The sequence below is a fragment of the Janthinobacterium sp. PC23-8 genome (assembly GCF_002250505.1).
Classification (GTDB): Bacteria; Pseudomonadota; Gammaproteobacteria; order Burkholderiales; family Burkholderiaceae_D; genus Janthinobacterium.
Genome location: NZ_NJGY01000001.1, coordinates 3,289,703 through 3,313,145, shown reverse-complemented (window position 1 = coordinate 3,313,145; position 23,443 = coordinate 3,289,703). Strand labels below are relative to the sequence as shown.

General features: G+C 63.2%; 17 protein-coding genes. 10 read left to right on the top strand and 7 right to left on the bottom strand.

Features of this window, described 5'->3' with window-relative positions:
* Positions 1 to 6 precede the first annotated feature (6 nt).
* The 4 genes from CD932_RS14280 (at position 7) to CD932_RS14265 (ending at position 6,668) form a co-directional block, all read left to right on the top strand.
* Positions 7 to 786, top strand: a complete 780-nt coding sequence (locus CD932_RS14280) for an ATP-binding cassette domain-containing protein (RefSeq protein WP_094443646.1) — start codon at positions 7 to 9, stop codon at positions 784 to 786.
* 4 nt (positions 787 to 790) lie between these two features.
* Positions 791 to 1,987, top strand: a complete 1,197-nt coding sequence (locus tag CD932_RS14275; protein ID WP_094443204.1) for an ABC transporter permease — start codon at positions 791 to 793, stop codon at positions 1,985 to 1,987.
* Between the two features lie 200 nt (positions 1,988 to 2,187).
* Entirely contained in the window at positions 2,188 to 3,087 is a 900-nt protein-coding gene (locus CD932_RS14270) for an ABC transporter ATP-binding protein (protein ID WP_094443203.1), read from the top strand.
* A 2-nt stretch (positions 3,088 to 3,089) separates the two neighbouring features.
* Complete coding sequence (locus tag CD932_RS14265; protein ID WP_094443202.1) at positions 3,090 to 6,668, top strand: M1 family aminopeptidase; 3,579 nt, start codon at positions 3,090 to 3,092, stop codon at positions 6,666 to 6,668.
* Positions 6,669 to 6,671: 3 nt separating this feature from the next.
* Here the strand turns inward: CD932_RS14265 and CD932_RS14260 are convergent, their stop codons facing one another.
* Positions 6,672 to 7,049, bottom strand: a complete 378-nt coding sequence (locus CD932_RS14260) for a hypothetical protein (RefSeq protein ID WP_141213250.1) — start codon at positions 7,047 to 7,049, stop codon at positions 6,672 to 6,674.
* 170 nt (positions 7,050 to 7,219) lie between these two features.
* Complete coding sequence (locus CD932_RS14255) at positions 7,220 to 8,692, bottom strand: catalase (RefSeq protein WP_094443200.1); 1,473 nt, start codon at positions 8,690 to 8,692, stop codon at positions 7,220 to 7,222.
* Between the two features lie 244 nt (positions 8,693 to 8,936).
* Here CD932_RS14255 and CD932_RS14250 point away from each other — a divergent pair, with 244 nt between their 5' ends.
* The 3 genes from CD932_RS14250 (at position 8,937) to CD932_RS14240 (ending at position 12,573) form a co-directional block, all read left to right on the top strand.
* Positions 8,937 to 10,334 carry an alkaline phosphatase gene (locus tag CD932_RS14250; protein ID WP_254926618.1) on the top strand — a complete coding sequence of 466 codons (1,398 nt, stop codon included), beginning with the start codon at positions 8,937 to 8,939 and terminating at the stop codon, positions 10,332 to 10,334.
* 39 nt (positions 10,335 to 10,373) lie between these two features.
* On the top strand, positions 10,374 to 11,783 hold the full coding sequence (locus CD932_RS14245; protein WP_094443198.1) for an alkaline phosphatase: 1,410 nt from the start codon (positions 10,374 to 10,376) through the stop codon (positions 11,781 to 11,783).
* Positions 11,784 to 11,859: 76 nt separating this feature from the next.
* Positions 11,860 to 12,573: a hypothetical protein gene (locus CD932_RS14240; protein ID WP_094443197.1), complete on the top strand. Its 714-nt coding sequence runs from the start codon at positions 11,860 to 11,862 to the stop codon at positions 12,571 to 12,573.
* A 70-nt stretch (positions 12,574 to 12,643) separates the two neighbouring features.
* On the opposite strand, the gene CD932_RS14235 is transcribed toward CD932_RS14240, so the two are convergent.
* The 3 genes from CD932_RS14235 to dprA form a co-directional block, all read right to left on the bottom strand.
* A complete protein-coding gene (locus CD932_RS14235; protein WP_094443196.1) occupies positions 12,644 to 15,319 on the bottom strand; it encodes a DNA topoisomerase III in 2,676 nt (891 codons plus the stop codon).
* Positions 15,320 to 15,573: 254 nt separating this feature from the next.
* Positions 15,574 to 16,038 carry a DUF494 family protein gene (locus CD932_RS14230; RefSeq protein WP_094443195.1) on the bottom strand — a complete coding sequence of 155 codons (465 nt, stop codon included), beginning with the start codon at positions 16,036 to 16,038 and terminating at the stop codon, positions 15,574 to 15,576.
* 94 nt (positions 16,039 to 16,132) lie between these two features.
* Positions 16,133 to 17,257, bottom strand: a complete 1,125-nt coding sequence (gene dprA / locus CD932_RS14225; RefSeq protein WP_094443645.1) for a DNA-processing protein DprA — start codon at positions 17,255 to 17,257, stop codon at positions 16,133 to 16,135.
* A gap of 247 nt (positions 17,258 to 17,504) precedes the next feature.
* On the opposite strand from dprA, the gene def reads away from it, so the two are divergent.
* The 3 genes from def (at position 17,505) to CD932_RS14210 (ending at position 20,014) form a co-directional block, all read left to right on the top strand.
* Positions 17,505 to 18,047, top strand: a complete 543-nt coding sequence (gene def / locus CD932_RS14220; RefSeq protein WP_094443194.1) for a peptide deformylase — start codon at positions 17,505 to 17,507, stop codon at positions 18,045 to 18,047.
* A 75-nt stretch (positions 18,048 to 18,122) separates the two neighbouring features.
* A complete protein-coding gene (gene fmt, locus CD932_RS14215) occupies positions 18,123 to 19,079 on the top strand; it encodes a methionyl-tRNA formyltransferase (protein ID WP_094443193.1) in 957 nt (318 codons plus the stop codon).
* Between the two features lie 26 nt (positions 19,080 to 19,105).
* Complete coding sequence (locus tag CD932_RS14210; protein ID WP_094443192.1) at positions 19,106 to 20,014, top strand: LysR family transcriptional regulator; 909 nt, start codon at positions 19,106 to 19,108, stop codon at positions 20,012 to 20,014.
* Here the strand turns inward: CD932_RS14210 and CD932_RS14205 are convergent, their stop codons facing one another.
* Positions 20,015 to 20,422, bottom strand: coding sequence for a 4-oxalocrotonate tautomerase family protein (locus CD932_RS14205; RefSeq protein WP_094443191.1), 408 nt, complete (start codon positions 20,420 to 20,422; stop codon positions 20,015 to 20,017).
* A 167-nt stretch (positions 20,423 to 20,589) separates the two neighbouring features.
* Positions 20,590 to 23,064, bottom strand: coding sequence for a zinc-dependent metalloprotease family protein (locus tag CD932_RS14200; RefSeq protein WP_094443190.1), 2,475 nt, complete (start codon positions 23,062 to 23,064; stop codon positions 20,590 to 20,592).
* Positions 23,065 to 23,443: the final 379 nt, after the last annotated feature.

The following is a 23,443-nucleotide window of genomic DNA, read 5'->3' as shown; positions in this document are numbered from 1 at the left end:
GCCCCCATGATAGAGGTAAAGCACCTGGCCAAGCGTTTTCGCCTGCCGCCGCAGAAGGACAACACCACATCGGCACCCGATCCGCGCGACCACGACGGCTGGTTCCACGCCGTGCGCGACGTCAGTTTCAGCTGCGCTCCCGGCGAAGTACTGGGACTGCTGGGTCCGAACGGCGCCGGCAAGACCACCACCTTGCGCCTGCTGTCGACGGCCCTGCAGGCGGACGCGGGCAGCGCCCTGGTCAATGGCGTCGACGTCTTGCAGCAGCCGCTGGTGGCGCGCCAAAGCATCGGCTTCCTGTCCGGCTCGACCGGCCTGTACGGCCGCCTGACGGCGCGCGAAAACGTGGAATACTTCGGCCGCCTGCATGGCATGCCGGCCGACAAGCTCAAGCAGCGCTGCGATGAACTGTTCGCGCTGCTGCAGATGGAACACTACGGCAACAAGCGCGCCGACCAGCTGTCGACCGGCATGAAACAGAAATGCGCGATCGCGCGCACCGTCGTGCATGCGCCACAGGTGGTGATCCTCGACGAGCCGACCACCGGCCTGGACGTCATGTCGGCCAAGATCCTGCTCGACTTTATCGCCAGCTACAAGGCGCTGCGCGTGCCGCTGATTTTTTCCACCCATCATCTGCACGAGGTGGAAAAACTGTGCGACCGCGTCTGTATCATCAACCATGGCAGCACCGCCTTCAACGGCACGGTGGACGAGTTGCGCCACCTGGGCGGCAGCGCAGATTTGTACGACGCCTTTGTCGGCGTCATCAACCGGGGAGCTTGAACCTATGTGGACCATTTATCTGAAGGAATTGCTGGAACTCACGCGCGACCGCAAGACTCTGATCTTCACCATCCTGATTCCGATCTTCGCCATGCCGCTGATCTTTGGCGGCTTCGCTTATGTTTCAAGCAATATGTTCAAGAACGCCAGGACGGCCGAGCTGCGCTATGCCATCTTCGGCCAGCAGCACGCACCGGCCCTGGCCGCGCGCTTTGGCCAGCAAGGCAATCTGCGCCTGGTGCCGTTGACGGACGAAAACGAGATCCGCCAGGCCATTCTGGACGAACGCATCAAATTCGCGGTGGTGATACCGCCGCAGTTTGACGCTGCCGTGCGGCAGCAGCGGCAAGCGACCATCACCTTGCACTACAACAGCGCCAGCACGGTCGATGTCACGCAGCAGCGCGTGCGCGAGGTGATCGACGGCTACAACGCCAGCTTGCGCCAGGAGGCGCTGTCGGTCCTGAAGCTCAATCCCGAACAGCTGGCCTTTGCGCTGGCGCCGGTGCTGCTGGAGAAAAAATCGACGGCCAACCAGCGCGAGCAGATGGGCGCCGTGATCGGCGGCATGCTGCCGTATCTGCTGCTGATGGTGTGCCTGACGGCGGCCATGTATCCGGCCATCGACATGGGCGCCGGCGAAAAGGAAAGAGGCACGCTGGAAACCTTGCTGCTCGCGCCGGTGCCGCGCGGCGCCATCGTGCTGGCCAAGTTCCTCGTCCTGTTTACCGTCGGCATGACCTCGGCCGTGCTGATGGTGGGCAGCCTGGCGGTGCTGTTGACCGCGTTCGGCGGCTCGCTCGAAGGCAACCTGGCCATGATGGTGCGCAGCATTACGCTGACCGACCTGGCGATGATCACCCTGATGCTGGTGCCGACGGCCGCCATCTTCGCCTCCTTGCTGCTGTCGATCTCGATCTATGCCAAGAGCTACAAGGAAGCGGCCGGCATGATCACGCCGCTGATGCTGCTGACCATCCTGCCCATCGTGGTGGCCATGCTGCCTGGTGTGGAACTGAACTGGCTGTGGGCGATGGTGCCGCTGACCAATGTCTCGCTGGCCATGAAGGAGCTGGTCAAGGGCACCATGGATTACAGCATGTTCGGCGTGATCCTGGCCTCGACCACGGTGATCGCCGGCGCCCTGCTGCTGCTGTGCCGCTGGTGGTTCAAGCGCGAGTCGGTGCTGTTTCGCAACTGACCGGCGCGGGCGGCGCACGCTGACACAGCGGCGCCGCCGTTGCGCCGCATCTATCGCACTCTGGGCATGCGAAAATACCGTATATCGCAAGCAACTGCCCAGTACATCTTTTATTCAATACAATGCCATCATGGATCAGCCCCCGATTGCCTGCCCAGGCGCCGGGCGCCGCACGTCTAACAGCATGAGCAAGGAATTGTATGGAATTGCAGATTCGTCATTTGTCGAAAACCTACGCCAACGGTGTCGTGGCGCTGGACGATATTTCGCTGGCGATCCCTCCCGGCATGTTTGGCCTCCTGGGCCCGAACGGCGCCGGCAAATCGACCCTGATGCGCACCCTGGCCACCTTGCAGGAATGCGATTCCGGCTCGGTCTTCTTCGGCGACTACGACGTGCTCGACGACAAGGACGAGATACGCCGCATGCTCGGCTATCTGCCGCAGGACTTCGGCCTGTATCCGAAAGTGACGGCTTATGAACTGCTGGACCACTTTGCCAATTTGAAAGGCCTGTCGCAGCGCGCGCGCCGGCGCGAAGTGGTCGACGGCCTGCTGCAGCAAACCAATCTGTTCGATGTGCGCCACCAGCGTCTGGGCACGTTTTCGGGCGGCATGCGCCAGCGCTTCGGCATCGCCCAGGCGCTCCTGGGCGACCCGAAGCTGATCATCGTCGACGAACCGACGGCCGGCCTCGACCCGCAGGAGCGGGTGCGCTTCCACAACCTGCTGTCCGATATCGGCGACGACAAGACGGTGATTCTGTCGACGCATATCGTGTCCGACGTGGCCGACCTGTGCGCCAACATGGCCATCATCAACAAGGGCCATGTGCTGCTGTGCGGAAAAACGCAGGAACTGATCGATGATGTCAGCTGCAAGATCTGGGCGCGCTTTGTCGACAAGAAGGAGCTGGCCAGCTTCCAGCAGCGCCACGCCGTCATTTCCACCCGGCTGCTGTCGGGCCGCACCCTGATCCATGTCTACAGCGACATCGACCCCGGAGACGGTTTCGAGGAAGCCATCGGCGACCTGGAAGACCTGTATTTCGCCACCATCGCCGGGCGCCACCGCGTCGATCCCGGCTGCGGCCAGGAGTAAGCATGCTCGCCATTGCCTACTTTGAAGCACGACAGCGCTTCAAGCTGCTGTCCACCTGGGTGTATTTCGCCATGTTCCTGGCCCTGTCCATGCTGTGGATGGCCGCCGCCGGTGGCGCCTTCAAGGAAATCTCGATCAGCATGGGCGGGCGCTTCCTGATCAATGCGCCCCGTTCGCTGGCCCTGAGCTGCGCCGTGCTGGGCTGCTTCGGCGCGGTGGTGGTGGCCGCCATGATGGGCCGCTCGGTACAGCAGGATGTCGAATACGGCATGCAGCATTTCTTCTTCAGCGCGCCGATCCGCAAAGACCAGTATGTGTTCGGCCGTTTTCTCGGCGCCAGCGTGGTGCTGGCGGTGGTGTTTTCCAGCATTATCCTCGGCGCCTGGCTGGGCAGCTGGTTGCCGGGCATCGACCAGGAACGGCTGGGGCCGCAGCGCCTGCTGGCCTACCTGATGCCGTATGTGTTTACCCTGCTGCCCAATCTGTTCATCTTCGGCGCCATCTTTTTCGTCATCGCCGCGCTGACGCGGCGCATGCTGCCCGTGTATATCAGCTCGGTAGTGATGCTGATCGGCTACCTGGTGGCGCCCTCGCTGGCGCGCGACCTCGACTTCAAGACCCTGGCCGCGCTGATCGACCCCTTCGGCACCACCGCGCTGATACGGCTGACCGAATACTGGCCCAATGCCGAGCGCAACGCGCGCCTGGTCACGCTCGAAGGCGTGTACCTGACGAACCGCGCCATCTGGTGCGGCCTGGCCCTGCTGGCCTTGCTGCTGGGCTACTGGCGCTTCCACTTCCAGGCCACGTCCGATGGCGGCACTACCCGGCGCCAGGGCGAGGCCACGCCGCCGGCGCACTTGTCAAACAGCGCGCGGGACACGCACGAGCGGCCCGACTTTACCGGACGCAGCCTGGCGGCCCTGCTGTTGCAGATGAGCTGGCTGAACCTGCGCGAAACCGTCAAGAACATCTATTTTGTCGTTATCGTGCTGGCCGGCGTGCTGGTGATGTATGCCAGCGCGCTGGACATGGGCTCGATGTACGGCACCAATACCTATCCGGTGACGGAAAAAATGCTGGAGATTGTCGGCGGCTCGTTTGCCGTGTTCATGCTGGTGATCACCACCCTGTATGCCGGCGAACTGGTATGGCGCGAGCGCGAAAACGGGCTGCAGCTGATGCTCGACGCCCTGCCCGTGCCGAACTGGCTGCCGCTGCTGGCCAAACTGTTTGCGCTGATCGGCCTGCAGGCCTTGCTGAGCGTGGTGGTCATGTTGTGCGGCATGTCGATCCAGATCGTCAAGGGCTATTACCGGCTCGATCCCGGCCTGTACTTCGAAGCGCTGTTCCTCACGCAGTTGCCCAACTATGCGCTGGGGGCGGTGCTGGCGATCTTCCTTCAGGTGCTGCTCAACCAGCGCTACCTGGCCTACTTCGCCATGATCGTGTATTACGGCGTGACCATCACCCTGCATTCGCTGGAGCTGGGCAACCCGCTGCTGCTGTATGGCACCACGCCCGAGTTCGTGTATTCGGCCATGAACGGCGCCGGCCACTATTTGCTGCGCGAACGCTGGTACCTGCTGTACTGGAGCGGCGCGACCGTGATGCTGACCGTGCTGACCCTGCTGTTCTGGCAACGCGGCGCGCACGACAGCTGGCGCATCCGCCTGCGCCTGGCGCGCCACGCCTTGAGCCGGCCGGTGCTGGCCAGCTTCGCCTTCGGCCTGGCGATTTTCATGGTCGCTGGCGGCGTGCTGTTCTACACCTTCCATATCGCCAACGATGACAAATCCGGCTATGCGCGCGAAGCCGACCGCGCCAGCTTCGAGCGCCAGTACCGCAAGCTGGCGGCCACGCCGCAGCCACGCATCGCCGACGTCAAGCTCGATGTGGCGATCTACCCGGCCCAGCGCACCCTGAGAATCAAGGGACGCTACCTGCTGGAAAACCGCACCGCCTTGCCGATCAGCCAGATTTTCATCCAGCAAGACCCCACCGCCAGCATGCGGCTGCGCTTCGACACGCGCGTCCATCCGGGACTGGACGATACGCGCCTGGGCTTTTACAGCTACCGCCTGGCCGCGCCGCTGGCGCCTGGCGCCACCCTGGGCCTCGATTTCGACATCGATTACGCGCCGCGCGGCGTGCTGGGCCTGGGCCAGGAAACGCCCGTGCGGGCCAACGGTACCTTCTTTACCAACGCCGTGCTGCCGCATGTCGGTTACCAGCAGCAGCTGGAACTGGCCGATGCGCGCGACCGCAAGCGGCACGGCTTGCCGGCCCGCGAACGCGCCCTGGCGCGCGACGATGCGCATGGACTGGCCGACAGCTATATCGGCAATGACGCCGACCGCATCAACTTTGAAGCGACCGTCAGCACCGTCGACGGCCAGACGGCGATCGCGCCCGGCATGCTCGACAACGACTGGATCGCCCAGGGCCGCCATTACTTCCATTACAAGATGGACCAGCCCATCCTCAATTTCTACGCCTTCCAGTCGGCCCGCTACGCCGTCAGGCACGAGCGCTGGCAGGACGTGGCCATCGATGTGTATTACCAGCCCGGCCACGAATACAATCTGGACCGCTTCGTGCGCGGCAGCAAGGAAGCGCTCGAGTACTACACGAAGAACTTCGGCCCCTACCAGCACAAGATCGTGCGCATCGTCGAGTTTCCGCGCTATGAAACCTATGCGCAGTCGTTTCCGGGCACCATACCGTTTTCCGAAGGCTTGGGCTTTATCGCCAGGGTCGACGACAAGAACCCGAAAGATCTCGACTACCCGTTCTACGTCACCGCGCATGAAGTGGCGCATCAGTGGTGGGGGCACCAGCTGGTGGCCGGCAATACGCGCGGCGCGACCGTGCTCAGCGAAACGCTGGCCGAATATTCGGCACTGATGGTGATGAAGAAAACCGTCGGCCCGAACAAGATGCGGCGCTTCCTGCGCTACGACCTGAACCGCTACCTGATGGGCCGCGCGGAAGAGCGCAACCGCGAGTGGCCGCTGGCCGACAATGACCGGCAGGACTATATCCACTACCACAAGGGCGCGCTGGCCATGTATTTGCTGCAAGACATCGTCGGCGAAGACAAGATCAACGGCGTGCTGCGCGAGCTGCTGCAAGGGCATCGCCGCCAGTGGCCGCCCTACGCCAGCGTGACGGCGCTGATCGATGGCTTGCGCAAGGTCACGCCGCCGGAACAAGCCTATCTGATCGATGACCTGTTCGAAAAAATCGTGCTGTTCGATAATCGCGCACTGACGGCGACGGCGCGCAAGCTGCCGGACGGGCGCTATGAGGTCAGCATCAAGGTGCAGGCCGGCAAGGTCCAGGCGGGCGAGCAGGGAGAAGAGCGCGAAGCACCGCTGCGCGACCTGATCGAGATCGGCGTGGACGACAAGGATGGCAACGCGCTGCTGCGCCAACGCCAGTCAATCAGCAACAGGCAGACCAGCTACACGGTGGTGGTCAGCGGCCGGCCAGCCAGGGCGGGTATCGATCCCGACAACAAGCTGATCGACCGCAAGCCGGACGACAATATGATCGCGGTCGATATCAGCGAGCGCTAGCGCTCAAGCGCGGGCGGCCACGCTCAGGCTGATGCCCATCTCGCTGAACACGGCCAGGTCGCCCAGCGGCAGGTCCAGCGGCGCGCTCGCCGTTGCCGGCGACGCCACGGCACCGAGCTGGAATTGCAGCTCGGCGACGATGCGCGGCATGCTGAAACTCACGCCGCGCGAGCGGCATTCGGCCAGGTAGCTGCGTATGCGCGAAGGCAGGACCTGCGCCTGGCTGGCCTCGGCCACCAGCACTTCGAAACCGGAATCGAGATGGACGCGGCCCGCGCCCTTCGGTTCGCCCTTGCGCCACTGGCGCTCGGGTTCGCTGGGCAGTACTTCCAGGATGGACGTCAGGGTGCGGTCATCCCCATGCACGGTCAACTTTGCCATATTCATATCGCGCGACTTTCTAGCCTGCACGCCACCACAGCGGCGGCGCGATCATCAGACCGACTAGTCTACGCATGAATGGAAACTATGTCCATACAGCAATATTTGATAACTGATAGCACTTGTGCAAGATCAAGCCCGTCCGACAGCTTGCCGGACGGGCGCATGATTTACGCCTTGCTGGCGATGGCTTGCAAGGCGGCGCGCACACCGGCGCCGTAGGCGGGATCGGCCTGGTCGAAATGGGCCAGTTGGCGTTGCAGGGTTGCCTCGCTCACCTGGCTCAAGGGACCGGCCAGGTTGTCGAACAGGTTCTGCTTGCCTTCTGGCGTCAGAATACGGAACAGATTGCCAGCCTGGCTGTAATCGTCTTCCGCGCCACGGCCGTCATAACGGGCCGCGCCACCCTGCAAGGCCAGCGCCGCTTCGCCATGGCCGAGACCCTGCGGCGTGCTGCCGCCAGCGGCCACGTTCGCATAGTTACGAGCCGAACCGCCATTGTTGACCGCCATCGCGCCGTCGCGCTGCTGGTTGTGGAAGGGGCAGCGCGCCGCGTTCACCGGCAAATGCTGGTGATTGGTGCCGACCCGGTACAGTTGGGCGTCGTGGTAGGCAAACAAGCGGCCTTGCAGCATCTTGTCGGGCGAGTAGCCCATGCCCGGCACGGCGTTGGCCGGCGAAAACGCCGCCTGCTCCACTTCCGCGTGGTAATTGTCCGGATTGCGGTTCAGCTCAAAAATACCGACTGGCAACAACGGGAAATCCGCATGCGGCCACACCTTGGTCAGGTCGAACGGGTTCCAGCCCGTGCGCTGCTCCCATTGCGCCAGTTGCTCGTCGGTCGCCACCTGCAGCTTGACTTCCCACTGCGGAAACTCGCCGCGTTCGATGGCGCCGAACAGATCGCGCTGGGCGTAGTCGGGATCGCTACCTGCCAGGCGGCCGGCCTCGGCAGCCGACAAATTCCTGATGCCCTGGCGCGTCTTGAAATGCCATTTCACGTAGACGCGCTGGCCTTCGGCGTTGATCAGGCTGTAGGTGTGGCTGCCGAAGCCATCCATGTGGCGGTAGCCGTCGGGCGTGCCGCGGTCGGAAAACAGCATGGTGACCTGGTGCAGGCTTTCCGGCGCGTGGCTCCAGAAGTCGAACATCATCTCGGCCGACTTCAGATTGCTGTGCGGATCGCGCTTTTGCGTATGAACAAAGTCCGGAAACTTGATCGGGTCCTTGATGAAAAACATCGGCGTGTTATTACCCACCAGATCCCAGTTGCCCTCTTCCGTGTAGAAGCGCAGGGCAAAGCCGCGCGGGTCGCGTTCCGTATCGGCGCTGCCGCGTTCCCCGCCAACGGTGGAAAAGCGCGCAAACGTCGCCGTCTGCTTGCCTACCTCGCTGAACAATTTGGCCTTGGTATAGGCCGAAATATCGTGCGTGACGGTAAACGTGCCGTAGGCGCCGGAACCTTTCGCATGCACCACGCGCTCGGGAATGCGCTCGCGGTTGAAATGCTGGAGTTTTTCAAGCAGGTGAAAATCCTGCAGCAGCAACGGGCCGCGGGGGCCGGCGCTGATGGAATTCTGGTTATCGGCCAGCGGAATGCCGGAAGCGGTGCTCAAGGGGGAAACTGGCGGCGGCGTGCTCATGGTGCTTTCCTTCGTTGTTGACTGGTAAGCACAGTGTAGCGAGCTGGACATAAAATATAAAGGCAATTGATTTTATCGATTCAATAGTTATTTTAAATGATTACGCTATGTTGCACGAATGTATCAATCCGTCATCCGCTTGTAATAATGGCTTGTTATCTTGTCAGCTTTTAAACCTCGCCGGATCCCCGACATGACACGCAGAAAATTTTCCGCCGCTGGTTGCAGCGTCGCCATCACCTTGATGCTGGCCGCCTGCGGCAGTAGCAGCAAGCACGACGATGTGGCAGCAGCGCCACCAAAAAATGTCATCTTCTTCCTCGGTGACGGCATGGGCATCACCACCATGACGGCCGCGCGCATCTATTCGGTGGGTGAAGACGGTTCGCTGACCATGGATACCCTGCCGGAAACGGCGTTCGTGAAAACATTCTCGAACGACGCCCAGGTTACCGACAGCGCGCCTTCGATGGCCGCCTACATGACCGGCGTAAAGATGAACAATGAAGTGATCTCGATGTCCGCCAACACGGTGGCCAAGGATCCGACCAATGACACCAATGGCAACAAGCTGGTCAACAACTGCGGCACCGGCAACGGCACGCCGGCCACCACCTTGCTGGAACTGGCCAAGGCCAAGGGCTATGCGGCTGGCGTGGTCAGCACGGCGCGCGTGACACACGCCACGCCGGCGGCGACCTACGCCCATATCTGCCACCGCGACCTGGAAAACGATATCGCCGCAGCTCTGGTGCCGGGCGGCACCGGCTACAACAGCGCCCTGGGCACGACGGGCCTGGAGGTGGTGCTGGGCGGCGGCGCGCAGTTCTTCAAGCCGGTCAAGGATGGCGGCAAGCGTTCCGACGGGCGCGACCTGGTGGCCGAGCTGAAAGCGAAAAACTATACCGTTGCCAACACCGGCGCCGACTTCAAGGCAGTGGACGCCAGCAAGACCGACCGTCTGTTCGGCGTGTTTACCAGCAGCCATATGGCGTATGACCTGGACCGCGACGCGGCGAAAGAACCGAGCCTGGCGGAAATGACCACCAAGGCGATGGACGTGCTGGCCAAAAACAAGAAGGGCTATTTCCTGATGGTCGAGGGCGGCCGCATCGACCATGCGCTGCATGAAACCACGGCCAAAAAAGCGCTGCAGGACACCGTCGCTTTTGACAGCGCCGTCAAGGCCGCCATCGACAAGGCCAAGCTGACCGACCCGACTCTGGCCAACACCCTGATCGTCGTCACGGCCGACCATGACCACACGCTGGTGCTCAATGGCTACGCCAAGCGCACCGGCAAGACAGCCGCCGGCAATCCGGGCGTGCTGGGCGTGGTGAAGAACTATGTCACGGGTGCGGTCGAGAAAGACCTGGACGGCGCACCGTATTCCATCATCGGCTTCGGCAATGGCGAAAAACGCACGCAAGCTAGCCGCGCCGCCATGGCCAGCCTTGATGAAACCGTCACCAGCGCTAACGAATACCACCAGGAAGCGGTGATCCGCACGGCCGTTGGCAGCGAAACCCACGGCGGCACCGACGTGTTCCTGGGCGCCATCGGCATGGGCGCCGAGACCTTCCTCGGCACCATCGACAACACCAAAGTATTCGGCCTGGTCAAGAGCGCCGGCGGTCTGTAATCCCCGGACTTGACCCCAAGACACACGAACTGGATAAATATGAAACTCGCAATGAAACCTGCCCTGAAACTGTCCCTGCTGGGCGCGCTGGTCGCCGCCAGCGTCACCAACGTCCAGGCCGCTGACGCCAAGAACGTCATCTTCTTCCTCGGCGACGGCATGGGCCCTTCCGTCGTCACCGCCTCGCGCATCTTCAAATACGGCGAAAACGGCAGCCTGAACATGGACACGCTGGAACGCACGGCGCGCATCAAGACGTACTCGAACGACGCGCAAACCACCGACAGCGCACCGTCAATGGCCGCCTACATGACCGGCGTCAAGATGAACAATGAAGTCATCTCGATGGCGCAGGACACCATCGCCAAGGAGCCGGGCCGCGACGCCAACGGCAATCTGGGCGTGGACAACTGCCCGGCCGGCGGCAAGAGCGTGCCGACCATCCTGGAACTGGCGAAAGCCAAGGGCAAGGCCGTCGGCGCCATCACCACCACCGAACTGACGCACGCCACGCCGGCCACCACCTACTCGCATATCTGCAACCGCAATGCGCAGTATGCGATCGCCGCGCAAAGCGTACCCGGCGGCGCCGGCTACAACGCGGCCCTGGGCGATGGCGTCGATGTGCTGATGGGTGGCGGGCGCAACCATTACACGCCGTATTCCAGCACCAACAAATTCGGCCGCGTCGATGGCCGCAACCTGTTGACCGAGTTTGCCGCCAAAGGTTACACGGTGGCAGCCAACAAGACGGAAATGGCGGCCGCACCAAACAACAAGAAGTTCATTGGCCTGTACAGCACGCGCAGCCACCTGGAGTATGAACTGGACCGCACCGCCGCCACCCCGCTGGGCGAAGGCGCGACCCAGCCCAGCCTGTCGGAAATGACCTTGAAGGCAATCTCCATGCTGTCGCAAAACAGCAATGGCTATTTCCTGATGGTCGAAGGCGGCCGCATCGATCACGCCCTGCACGGCATCAACGCCAAGCGCGCACTGAGCGACACCATCGCCTTTGACGACGCCATCAAGGCCGCCATCGACAAGATCAGGGAAACCGATCCAAAACTGGAAAATACCCTGATCATCGTCACGGCCGACCATGACCACACGATGGCCTTCAACGGCTACGGCAAGCGCGGCAATCCTATCCTCGACATCAACCGCGGCTACCGCGACAACCTGCCGAGCAAGGATGCCGACGGCAATACCTATACCACCCTGGTGTTCGGTAACGGCCCGAACCGCCCTGCCCTGCGCACCAATGTCGACAGCGCCGCCGCGTTGGCCGATAACTACCTGCAGGAAACAGGCGTGCGCCTGGCCAGCGAAACCCACGGCGGCGGCGACGTCAAGCTGCTGGCCACCGGCGCCGGCGCCAAGACCTTCAAGGGCACCATCGACAACACCAGGGTGTTCGAGCTGCTGAAGACGGCGCTGGGCCTGTAATCACATTGAAACCGTTGTAAATCAGGGGCGGACGGCACGCGGTGTCGTCCGCCCCCTTGCACATAGAAGGTAATCCATGAAATCGACCCTGATCGCCGCCCTGCTGGCCGCCGGTTTTGCCAGCACCACCCACGCCGCCGCCCCGGCACCGGCCGACCTGGACCTGTCCATCACCTACTACAGCCGCGTGCTGACACCCGAGGGCGTGACGCGCGAAAGCCGCTACGAAGAAACCATGCTGCGCCGCCCCGGCCACGTGTGGGTCGCGCGCGTGCTGGCGCCGTCGCCTGACACCCACGCCGACCACGACGGCCACAACAAGAAGGTGGCCCTGAAAGAAGCCCAGCACGAGCACAAGCATTTCAACCCGGTGGTGATACCGCGCCATGTGATGCTGGAGAAAAACACCGTGCGCGTGGAATATATCGACGCACACGACAAGGTGGTGGTCAGCATCCCGAAGTCCGAATACGACAACGTCAATTTCGACGGCTCCTGGGAAAACAGTTTTTACCTGCTCGACCCGAAACTGGTGGCCGCCATGCCGCTGTCGAAACAGGTCTCGAAAGTAGCCGGCGCGCGCTGGCGCGAAGCGGAAAAGAATGGCGTGTTCCAGCGCGTGCTATGGGATGAGCAAAAGCAGATTCCCCTGATGATCGAAAGCGGCGACCGCGCCAACACCTTTTACCGCCGCGTCGACGTCAGGCAGCAGGCCAGCGTCTCGAAGGCACAGCCGTGGACCAATGTGCGCAACTATGCGCAGCGCGAGTATTCGGATTACCTCGACTGATGACCACCACGCTGTGAACGTCAAAAAGCCAGGGCATGCCCTGGCTTTTTGGGTTTTTACGGCGACTTGCTTACTCGGCCGCTGCGGCCTTTTTCGCTGCGGCCTTTTTCGCCGGAGCTTTTTTCGCCGCCGGCTTTTTCACCGCCGCCGCTTTTTTCGCCGGCGCCTTCTTGACGGCGGCTTTTTCCGCTGGCGCCGCGCCTTCTTCGCCCTCGACCTCGGCAGCGGCCGCCTTGCCCTTGGCTGGCACCTTGGCGCCCGGCTTGGCCTTGCGCTCTTCAAACTCGAAGCTCACCTTGCCATCCTTGCCGCGTACCAGGAAGGCCTTGAACGGACGGCGCGTGCGCTGCGAAACAAAGCCGGGCAGCAGATCGGTCTTGCCGTCATTGAGCAGTTTTGCCATTTGTTCCGGCAAGATTTCCTGCTGCAAGATGATGCGGCCGCTGCGGAAGTCGCACGTCTTGGGTTTGGCCACGCTGTGTTCGCACACATAGGCCAGGCCCATTTCATACACGCCACCATTGCACTTGGGACAAGGTCCCAGCGCCGTCTGGCCCGTGAAATCGACACCTTCGCCGTCTTCGCTCTCGTCGTTCTGGCCGAAATCGAATTCCAGCTTGAAATTCTTGATCTCTTCATCGCGCACGATGCGTAAAATCGCGGCAAACGGACGACCCATTTTCGAGCGGAAACCTTGCAGCGGGCCGATGGTGCGTTCCTTCAGCAATTGCTCCACTTCCGCAATTTCGAACTGGCGCGAACCGGGTGTCTTGCTCATCGAAAAGTCGCACTTGGTGCAGGCGAAACGGCGGTAGTTTTCCTTGACCACGCTGCCGCAATTCGGGCACGGCGTGGTCAAGGTGGCGTATTCGCCGGGTATGGTGTCGTTGTCGTATTCCTTGGCGCGCTTGACGATAATTTGCGTCATCTGCGCGATTTCACGCATGAATTCATCGCGCGAGATCTTGCCTTTTTCCATCTGCGACAGCTTGTATTCCCACTCGCCCGTCAGCTCCGGCGCCGTCAGTTCATTGACGCCCAGGCCTTTGAGCAAGGTCATCAATTGCGATGCCTTGGCGGTCGGCATCAGCTCGCGCCCTTCGCGCAGCAGATAGCGTTCCGTCAGCAGGCCCTCGATGGTGGCCGCGCGCGTCGCTGGCGTACCGAGACCCTTGCCGGCCATGGCGTCGCGCAGCTCGTCGTCGTCGATCAGCTTGCCCGCGCCTTCCATCGCCGACAGCAAGGTGGCCTCGGTGTAGCGCGCTGGCGGCTTGGTCACCAGGCCGTTGGCGCTGACGCTTTCGGTCTGCACTTTTTCGCCCTTGGCGACCGGCACCAGATTGCCGTTGCCATTGCTTTCCTTGTCGGCGTCGGTCGACGCTTCCTTGCCGTAGATGGCCAGCCAGCCCGGATTGGTCATGACCTTGCCTTCCGTCTTGAACTGATGGCCGGACACTTCCGTATAGCGCGTAGTGACCTGGAATTCGGCAGGCGGGAAGAACACGGCCATGAAGCGGCGCGTGACCAGGTCGTACAGTTTCTGTTCCGGCTCGGACAAATTCTTCGGTGCAATCGTCGTCGGAATAATGGCGAAGTGATCCGAGATCTTGGTGTTGTCGAAGATGCGCTTGTTCGGCTTGACCCAGCCCTTGTCGATGATCTGCTTGGCGAACTGGTGGTAGTTGCTGTTTTCCTTGACCGTTTCCAGCGCCTGCAGCACGGTCGGCATATAGTCTTCCGGCAGGTGGCGCGAATCGGTACGCGGATACGTCAGCACCTTGTGCTTTTCGTACAGCGCCTGGGCCAGGCCGAGGGTGTTCTTGGCGGAAAAACCGAAACGCGAGTTCGCTTCGCGCTGCAAGCTGGTCAGGTCGAACAGGCCCGGCGCCATCGAGGTGGTCGGTTTCGACTCTTCCGTGACGGTGCCCTGGCGGCCGCGGCAGGCAGTGGCGATCGAGTCGGCAGCGGCCTTGCTCCACAGGCGCTCGGCGCGCTTTTCAGGATCGTTCTCGTCTTTCTTGAACTTGGTGTCGAGCCAGCGGCCTTCATAGATGCCGGCCGCGCAGACGAATTCGGCGCGCACTTCCCAGAAGTCGCGCGGCACGAATTTCTTGATCTTGTCTTCGCGTTCGACCACGATCGACAGGGTCGGCGTTTGCACGCGGCCCACGGTGGTCAGGTAAAAGCCGCCCTCTTTCGAGTTGAACGCCGTCATGGCGCGGGTGCCGTTGATGCCGATCAGCCAGTCCGCTTCAGAGCGGCAACGCGCCGCATCGGCCAACGGCAGCATCTCTTCATCGGTACGCAGGTGGGCAAAACCGTCGCGGATGGCGCCCGGCGTCATCGACTGCAGCCACAGGCGCTTGACCGGTTGCTTGGCTTTCGCGTTCTGCGCGATCAGGCGGAAAATCAGCTCGCCTTCGCGCCCGGCATCGCAGGCGTTGATGAGGGTGGTGACATCTTTGCGCTTGATCAGCTTGTTCAATACTTTGAGGCGCGCTTCCGTCTTGGCGATCGGGTTCAGCGCGAAATACGGTGGAATCATCGGCAGGTGCGCGAAACTCCATTTGCCGCGCTTGACGTCGAATTCTTCCGGCACGGCGATTTCCAGCAGGTGGCCAACCGCCGACGACAGGACGTATTCGTCCGATTCAAAGTACTCATCGTGCTTGGTAAAGCCGCCAAGCGTCTTCGCGATATCGTTCGCGACAGAAGGCTTCTCGGCGATGATGAGGGTTTTTGTCATATTTATTAGTCTCGAAAAATGCTCTGGGATAGTGTCAGCATGCGCATCATACAGTGCATTGCCGGGCGCCGACGCATTTGTCTGCGCGGCGCCAGATCATTGGTGGCCTTGTCAAGCGGCCAATGATAAGCGCCGATGACGGAAAACCGCAAGTTATCCAAAGACAACAATGCGCTGGAGCAAAGTCTATCGGCTGGCTGGGTGAATGGCGGGCAAAAAGCGGCGGGCGGCGCGCATGGGCCGGTCCGCCTCGCTTAGTGTAGCAGGCGGGGCGATAATTCTTCGTCGGAGCCGAACAGGTCGTCGAACATCAGCGCGTCCGGTTCTTTGCCCTGGCTCCACAGCAGCATCAGCACGATGACTTTCAGCTTGCCCAGGGTGACCGGTGTTTCATCGAGGGCCAGCGCCCGTTCGATGACGATTTCGCGCTGCAGCGGCGAGAGCACCTTGGCGCTTTCCAGGAACTGGATAAAGCCGATGGCGGCCGTGCCCAGCACGTCGGTTTCTTGCTGCACATAGTAGCGCGTGCCGGTGGAACTGGCCGTCAGGACTTGCTCGGCGCCGGCCATCGCGTTCAAATCCGTCAGCCAGACCAGCGCTTCGGAAATCTCCACGTCGTCAAAACCGACGGCCGACAGCTTGCGCGCCAGCGCCGCCGGCTCGGGGCAGGCGTCGGGGCGATAATAAGTCTCGTAGAGATAAACCAGGATATCGAACATGACTCTACTCTATCAGCTAAGCTCGCTGCGGCACAAGTGCGCCAGCGGACAAAGCGGCGCCGTGCGGCAAGGCCGCCACACAAGTGACAAGCTGTCATTTGCAGCGTTGAAACAATCCTCCCGGCAAGCGCTCCACCAGCCCCGCCAGTTCCAGCGCCAGCAGTTCGCCCATCAGCGCCGGTATCGCCAGGCGGCTGCGCGCGGCAATGGTGTCGGCATCGCAAGGATCGTAACCGAGTACCGCCAGCAAGGCACTTGCCGGCCCGGCCTGTTCCGGCACAGGTCGCCGTATCGGCGCCGCCGCACCAGCGCCACCAGTCCACCGCAATTCCTGCAGCACATCGTCAACCGACTCGACCAGCTTGGCGCCCTGCTTGATCAGCGCATGGCAGCCCTTGGCCAGGGTGGAGTGGATTGACCCCGGCAAGGCGTACACATCGCGCCCGTATTCGCCGGCCAGGCGCGCCGTGATCAATGAGCCGGACTGCGCCGCCGCCTCGATCACCAGCACGCCGCGCGCCAGGCCGCTGATCAGGCGATTGCGGCGCGGAAAATTGCCTGGCATGGCGGGCAAGCCCAGCGCATATTCGCTGACGATGCAGCCCTGCGCGGCGATCCTGTTCGCCAGCTCAAGGTTGCGTCGCGGATAGACCAGATCGGCGCCCGTGCCGATCACCGCCACCGTACTGCCCTCGCCGCGCAAGCCGCCTTCGTGCGCGTGCGTGTCGATGCCCAGCGCCAGCCCGGAGACGATGGTCACGCCCGCCTGGCTCAGCGCTTCGGCAAACGCGGCCGCATTGCGCATGCCTTGCGTGCTGGCATTGCGGCTGCCGATCACGGCCACACCAGGGCGCGACAGCAGTTGCACGCGGCCGCGTACATACAACAGCAGCGGCGGATCGGCAATTTCCAGCAGCAGCAAAGGATAGGCGTCGTCGGCCAGGGTCAGCACGGCGTTGCCGGGCCGCTGCAACCATTGCAGGGTCAGCTCCAGCCGGCTGTTGGCGAGCGCGCCCGGTGGCTGCAAGATGGCGCGCGCCACGCCGGCCGGGACCACTTCGCGCAGCGCCTCGAACGAGGCGGCAAAGATCTGCGGCGGCAAGCCGAAGCGGGCCAGCAAGGCGCGCGCGGCCACCGGGCCCACGCCGGGCAGCAGTTGCAAACGCAGCCAGGACGCCAGTTCGCCCGGCCCGTCTTCGATCACCGTAGTTGTATGCATCACATTCTCGCTCGCCGCGCGTGGTTCCCGGTCTTCCATGGTAGCGCCCTGCCAGCGCCGCGATGCCGACCGGCGCAATCTCCGTGCAGGGCACGCCACGCAGCTGTAAAAACAGGCCGCCGCCACAGCGAAGCCGGTGTCTGTGATAAAATTTCTCCTTCGATCAGCGTAAAACCACCGGCGACCCAACGCCGCGCACAGCCTTCATGTGCCCAGCTAATTCAACCAGCCAAACAGCCCAATTCGTATGTCCATCTTAAATATCCTGCGTTACCCCGATCCGCGCCTGCACACCGTCGCCAAGCCGGTCACCGAGTTTGGCACCAAGTTGCAGACCCTGATCGACGACATGGCCGAAACCATGTACGACGCGCCCGGCGTGGGCCTGGCGGCGTCGCAAGTCGACCAGCACATCCAGATGATGGTGATCGACATCACCGAAGAAAAGAACCAGCTGCAAGTGTTCATCAACCCGGAAATCACCTGGGCCAGCGAAGACAAGCAGGTCTACGACGAAGGTTGTTTGTCGGTGCCCGGCGTGTACGACGGCGTCGAGCGCCCGGCCCGCATCAAGGTGCGCGCGCTCGACCGCCATGGCAAGCCCTTCGAACTGGAAGCCGAAGGCCTCTTGGGCGTGTGCATCCAGCATGAAATGGATCACCTGCTGGGCAAGGTCTTCGTCGAATACCTGTCGCCCCTGAAGCGCAACCGCATCAAGACCAAGATGGTCAAGGAAATCCGCGGTCTCGAACGTGAAGCCAGCCTGCGCGCGCAAAATCGCCGTTTCTGAAGCAGTAACTGGTAAACTGGCGGGCATTGTCATACCCGCCAGGCTTTGCCTGCACACTTCACGACCAGGAACCAGATGAAAGTGATCTTCGCAGGCACGCCTGAATTTGCCGCTACCGCCCTGAAAGACCTGCACGAAGCGGGTTTTGAAATTCCCCTGGTGCTGACCCAGCCCGACCGCCCTGCCGGGCGCGGCATGCAGCTGCATGCCTCGAGCGTCAAGCAATACGCGCTGCAGCATGGCATCGAGGTGCTGCAGCCCTTGTCGCTGCGCATGGACAGCAGGGACCCGCAACGCGCGGCCGAAGCCCAGGCGGCTCACCAGCGCCTGCTGGCCACGGACTATGACGTGATGGTGGTGGCCGCCTATGGCTTGATTTTGCCGCGCAGCACGCTCGACATCCGACCCTGCATCAATATCCATGGTTCGCTGCTGCCGCGCTGGCGCGGTGCGGCGCCGATCCACCGCGCCATCGAAGCCGGTGACGATGAAACCGGCGTGACCATCATGCAGATGGAAGAAGGGCTCGACACCGGCCCCATGCTGGCGATCGAGCGCGTGGTCATCGAAGCGGGCGACTCCACCGCCAGCTTGCACGACAAGCTGGCGGCGCTGGGCGGGCGCATGATCGTCGACACCTTGCGCAAGATGGAACAGGCGCCGCTGCAGGCGACACCGCAGCCGGAAGCGGGTGTCACCTACGCGGCCAAGATCGCCAAGGAAGAAGCGGCGCTCGACTTTAGCCAGGGCGCGCTGGAACTGGGCCTCAAAATCCGCGCCTTCAATCCCTTTCCGGGCGCCTGCGGCCAGGTCGACGGCGTGCCCATCAAGATCTGGGCCGCCGAGGTGCTCGAGGCCGACAGCCCGCAGCCGGCCGGCCAGGTCCTGGCGGCCGACGCCCAGCATGGCATCGTGGTGGCCTGCGGCAGCGGCGCCCTGCGCCTGACGCAGTTGCAAAAACCGGGCGGCAAGCGCCTGCCGGCGGTCGAATTCATCAAGGGCTTCCCGCTCGACGGCAAACGTTTCGTTTAATTCATCCAACCTCGAGCCGGCGCGCCATGGACCAGCTTGCCGCCCTGCGCGCGCTGCGCCGCGTGGTGGAACTGGGCAGCTTCACGGCGGCCGGCGCCGCGCTCGGCATTTCGCATTCCATCGTGTCGCGCCAGATCCGCCAGCTGGAACAGCGGCTGGGCGCGCAATTGCTCAACCGCACCACGCGGCGCTTCGCGCTGACGGCCGCCGGCCAGGAATACTACCAGGCCAGCCGCACCATCCTCGACGCGCTCGACGCGGCCGACCGCGCCGTCACCCTGCACCAGGCACAGCCGTCCGGCAGCCTGCGCATCAATGCGCCGGTGGCCTTTGGCGCGCTGGAACTGGCGGCCTGGCTGCCGGCCTTCACGCAACGCTATCGGCGGCTGCAGATCGACCTGGTCTGCAATGACCGCATCGTCGACCTGATCGACGACGGCTTTGACGTGGCGCTGCGCCTGACGCGCGACCTGCCCGATTCGACCCTGGTGGCGCGCAAGCTGGCCAGCAGCCGCATGCTGGCCGTCGCCTCGCCAGCCTACCTGGCGCGCCACAGCGCCCCCGCCACGCCGCAGGACCTGCTGCGCCATGACTGCCTGCTGTATGGCTTGAACCTGGCGGAAAAACCCGACAGCTGGGTGTTTTACGACGCCAGCCAGGCGCCGCACTGTGTTGCCGTGCGCGGCAGCCTGACCGCCAACACCGGCATCGCCCTGCGCACCGCCGCCCTGGCCGGCATGGGCATTGCCACGACGGCGGCCTTTATCGTGCGCGAGCAACTGGCCAGCGGCGAACTGGTGCAGGTGCTGCCCGGCTACACCCTGGCGCCGCGCACGCTGTATGCGCTGTATCCGCAAGGCCGCCATCTGTCGCCCAAGGTGCGCGCCCTGATCGACTTCGCGGTGCAGTGGTATGCCGGCCGCGACTGGGACTGATCAGCGCGCTTGCAGGCTTTTCGTCACGGCGCGAAACTGCTGCGTCAGTCCGCCATAGCCCCAGGCCGCCTGGCGCGCATCATGTACATGGATATAGCTGACCTCATGCAAGGGCCCCAGCGCCTGCGCCATGGCCGCATGCACGGCGGCGATATAGCGCGCCTTCTCCGTGGCGGTATTGGTTTCGTCGCTGATCAGGACATCGAGGAAGAAACTGGTCCTGCCTTGCTGTTGCAAGGACGGCCCGCCGACCAACCAGTGCGCGGCATCGATGTGGCTCACGGCCACCGAGGTCAGCTCGGGCGCCTTGTGCAGCAATTGCGCCGTCAATCGGCTCAGGGTGGCGGCAATCGCAGCCGACTGCCGTGCGTCAGGCGCGGTGGACAGTTGTAAATTGAGGATGGGCATGGCGTCGCTTACAGTTGGTTGAGGAACAGCCATTCTAGGCAGCCGGCATGCAAAACATCAGCCCCGGGCGCGCACAGGATTTGTGCGCTTTTCACACAAAGGGCTTGCCGCGGCAAGCCCTTTCCTGTTTTTTCCTGTTTTTTCCTGTTTACAAGTGCATGCAGGGTTTATTGACGCGCCACCTTGACCATGCGGCCACGCACGGACGACGACAGGCTCACGTCAAAACGGCCGCCGGCGGGCAAGGCACTGACATCGACCGAGGCGCTACCGCCCGTCAGGGCGCTGGCCAGCACCGTCTTGCCGCCGTCGGCAGCCACGTACAGCACGGCGGCATACGGCTCGGCATCGGCATTCCAGTGCAAGGCCAGCTTGCCTGCACCTTGCGTGGTAGAGAGGCTGGCGGCGGTGGCGACGGCGGCGCGGCGGGCCGAACGGTCAAGTTTGCTAACCAGCTTGCCATTGGCCAGCACATCGATATCGCTGATGTCGCCGGGATTGGCAAAGCTGACGCGAAAATGGCGCACGTCAACCCGGCTGTCGGCCAGCTGCTGCGTATCAAATGGCACGTTCATCGTTTGTCCCGACGCCGTCAGGATGCGCAGGCTGTAGGTGGCGCCGCTGTCGGCGCTGCCGGTATGGGCACTTGCCGAGGCCACGGCCGGATGCAATTGCACGCCGTTGGTGGTAATGCGGCCCGAAATGGTCAGATAGCCATGGTCGGCGGCCAGCACGCTGGCGCCCACCGAGGTACTGCGGGCGGTGCGGGCGGCATAGCTCTCCAGGAATTGCTGGATGCGCGCATAGCTGTAGTCCGAGAACCAGGCGCCGCTGCAGTAGCCCATCACATCCTTCATCTGCCTGCTGCTGCCGTTGCTGGTGTAGCTAGGCTGGCCCAGCTGGCCGATGGTCGCGCCATAGTTGCTGTTATACAGTGGCTGGCTGCCCAGATCGCCGTTCGCATACGGATAGTCGGTGACGGCGTCGGTCGGCGAACCGCAAGGGACATGCTTGAGCGCATGGTTATGGCCGATTTCGTGGATCATCGTCGTCAGCCACTCGGGCCAGGCATTGCCGAAGGCATCGATCGCGCCGGTGCGGGTGGCGCTGGCGTCCAGGCCCAGCGCCGACGGACTGGAGTTTCCCGTGGTGCGGTCACTGATATACGCCAGGCCGGCGGTGCGGCTGGCCGACAGCTGCGACGCAAAACCATAATAGAAGGCGCTGCTGTCTTCCTGGCGGCGCGCCGCTTCGATCTGCTGCAAGGCGTCGCTCCACCAGCTGTCGACCGAGCTGCTGCCCGAGATCGCCAACGGCGCACGCTTGACGATGGTGATATCTTCCGAAGCGTAAGGATAGACGCGCACGATGGCGGCGCGGATCACTTCCGCATCCGGCAGCACGGAAGTGCCGTCGCTGGTGGCGAGCGGCACCAGCACCAGGCGCATCCTGGCTGCCGACGACACGGCCGGCACGGCTTGCTGGCTCACTTGCGTGCCGTCGTTGCCGACGGCCGTCACGCGCACTTGCAGGCCCGGCTGGATCCAGCTGGCCGGCAAGACGGCGCTGAAGCTGCCGTCAAAGCTGTAGGCGTTCCTGGCCGTTGGCAAGGTGGCGGGGCCAGTCAATACCAGGCTGCCCAGGCTGGTGCCGGTCGACGAACTGGCCGCCAGGGTCACCGTCGGGCTGCTGCGCCCGGCCAGAGTGCCGAGCACGGACACGCGCACGGCGGCGGCCTTGCCACGCGTCAGGCGCAGCGCCGCATCGCTGGCGCTCAGGTTCAGCACTTGCGAAAAATCGATGGCGCCCAGGGTGAAGCCGGCCACGGTGCCGGCATTGACGTCGGCGCGCGGCGGCGCCGACAGCAGCAGGTTGCCGGTGGCCGTGCTGGGCGCCGAAACGCGCAGTTCGGTGGCGCTGGCGCCAACGATCGTGGCGCTGGTCATACCGATGGTGGCGCCAGTGACCTGGTCCAGGTTGCTGCCGGCCACGGTGACGATCACAGTGTCGCCGCTGATGGCGGTGCTGATCGAGGTCACGCTGACGGTCGGCAAGACGGTAAAGGCGCTGCTGGTCTGTGCTTCGTTGAATTTGCCGCGCACGGTCAGCGGGCCGCTGGCGGCGCCGACCGGCACCGCGAAGGTGACGCTGTTGTCGGTTTGGCTTTGCACGGTGGCTGCGGCGCCGTTGGCAAACACCACCGCCGTGACATTGGCCATGCCGGCGCCGGCAATGCTGACGCCGGTGCCGGCGATACCGATGGCGGGACTAGGCTCGCCGGCCGTCAACGGCAGGTAGACCGTGATGGCCTGGCTGGTGGCGACGTTGCCGCTGGCGGTGACCAGCGTCAGCAGGCCGCTCACCGGCGTGGCCGGCATGGTCAGGGTCGCGCCGGTGGCGCTGACGCCGCTGGCAGCAACAGTCACGCCGCCGACCTGGAACGCCGTGACGCGGTCGAGGTTGCTACCGCTTACCGTCAGGCTGGCGCCGATGGCCGCCGTGTTGGCCGACACAGCCGTTACGGCGGACACCGCCACCGGCGTGGGCGCGGTCGCTACCGCCGTGCCGGTATCGCCGCCGCCACCGCCGCAGGCGGACAGGGCCAACATGGCAATCAATGCAGCAAGCAGATGGTTTTTCATGGCTGGCATCCGTTTGCGCGCAGCGCGGCAGCAGGCGAAGTGAACAAGGCAGGGGACATGGCGGTGACTTTTTGGCGAGAATTTGTAAACAAGTACCACCATTATGATTGAATAAAATTCCCAAAGACAACTCGAAGACAACTATTAGTGGCTTTCGTTTGATGACCCGCCGTTGGCGTGCTGATGTGTTGCGTGGATGGACTATCCGCAGCCGGCCAGGCCTTTTGCCGAGAACCAAAACTGCGCGATGCCGTATAATTTTAGACCCGGTGAACTCAGGCGCTTGCCCCCTTCCGCCAGCCTATCCGGCCGGCGCACTCCGTCGGCTGATCCTGCCGATGCGCAACGCCTCCCACCGCGCCGCCGCCCGTTGCCAATT

Excerpts from the sequence above, each read along its gene's own strand:
- CD932_RS14230 (WP_094443195.1), bottom strand. The coding sequence starts at position 16,038 with ATGTTCGATATCCTGGTTTATCTCTACGAGACTTATTATCGCCCCGAC.
- CD932_RS14250 (WP_254926618.1), top strand. The coding sequence starts at position 8,937 with ATGCTGGCCGCCTGCGGCAGTAGCAGCAAGCACGACGATGTGGCAGCA.
- CD932_RS14270 (WP_094443203.1), top strand. The coding sequence starts at position 2,188 with ATGGAATTGCAGATTCGTCATTTGTCGAAAACCTACGCCAACGGTGTC.
- def (WP_094443194.1), top strand. The coding sequence starts at position 17,505 with ATGTCCATCTTAAATATCCTGCGTTACCCCGATCCGCGCCTGCACACC.
- CD932_RS14245 (WP_094443198.1), top strand. The coding sequence starts at position 10,374 with ATGAAACTCGCAATGAAACCTGCCCTGAAACTGTCCCTGCTGGGCGCG.
- CD932_RS14240 (WP_094443197.1), top strand. The coding sequence starts at position 11,860 with ATGAAATCGACCCTGATCGCCGCCCTGCTGGCCGCCGGTTTTGCCAGC.
- CD932_RS14235 (WP_094443196.1), bottom strand. The coding sequence starts at position 15,319 with ATGACAAAAACCCTCATCATCGCCGAGAAGCCTTCTGTCGCGAACGAT.
- CD932_RS14205 (WP_094443191.1), bottom strand. The coding sequence starts at position 20,422 with ATGCCCATCCTCAATTTACAACTGTCCACCGCGCCTGACGCACGGCAG.
- CD932_RS14260 (WP_141213250.1), bottom strand. The coding sequence starts at position 7,049 with ATGGCAAAGTTGACCGTGCATGGGGATGACCGCACCCTGACGTCCATC.
- CD932_RS14280 (WP_094443646.1), top strand. The coding sequence starts at position 7 with ATGATAGAGGTAAAGCACCTGGCCAAGCGTTTTCGCCTGCCGCCGCAG.
- CD932_RS14275 (WP_094443204.1), top strand. The coding sequence starts at position 791 with ATGTGGACCATTTATCTGAAGGAATTGCTGGAACTCACGCGCGACCGC.
- dprA (WP_094443645.1), bottom strand. The coding sequence starts at position 17,257 with ATGCATACAACTACGGTGATCGAAGACGGGCCGGGCGAACTGGCGTCC.
- CD932_RS14200 (WP_094443190.1), bottom strand. The coding sequence starts at position 23,064 with ATGAAAAACCATCTGCTTGCTGCATTGATTGCCATGTTGGCCCTGTCC.
- CD932_RS14210 (WP_094443192.1), top strand. The coding sequence starts at position 19,106 with ATGGACCAGCTTGCCGCCCTGCGCGCGCTGCGCCGCGTGGTGGAACTG.
- CD932_RS14265 (WP_094443202.1), top strand. The coding sequence starts at position 3,090 with ATGCTCGCCATTGCCTACTTTGAAGCACGACAGCGCTTCAAGCTGCTG.
- fmt (WP_094443193.1), top strand. The coding sequence starts at position 18,123 with ATGAAAGTGATCTTCGCAGGCACGCCTGAATTTGCCGCTACCGCCCTG.
- CD932_RS14255 (WP_094443200.1), bottom strand. The coding sequence starts at position 8,692 with ATGAGCACGCCGCCGCCAGTTTCCCCCTTGAGCACCGCTTCCGGCATT.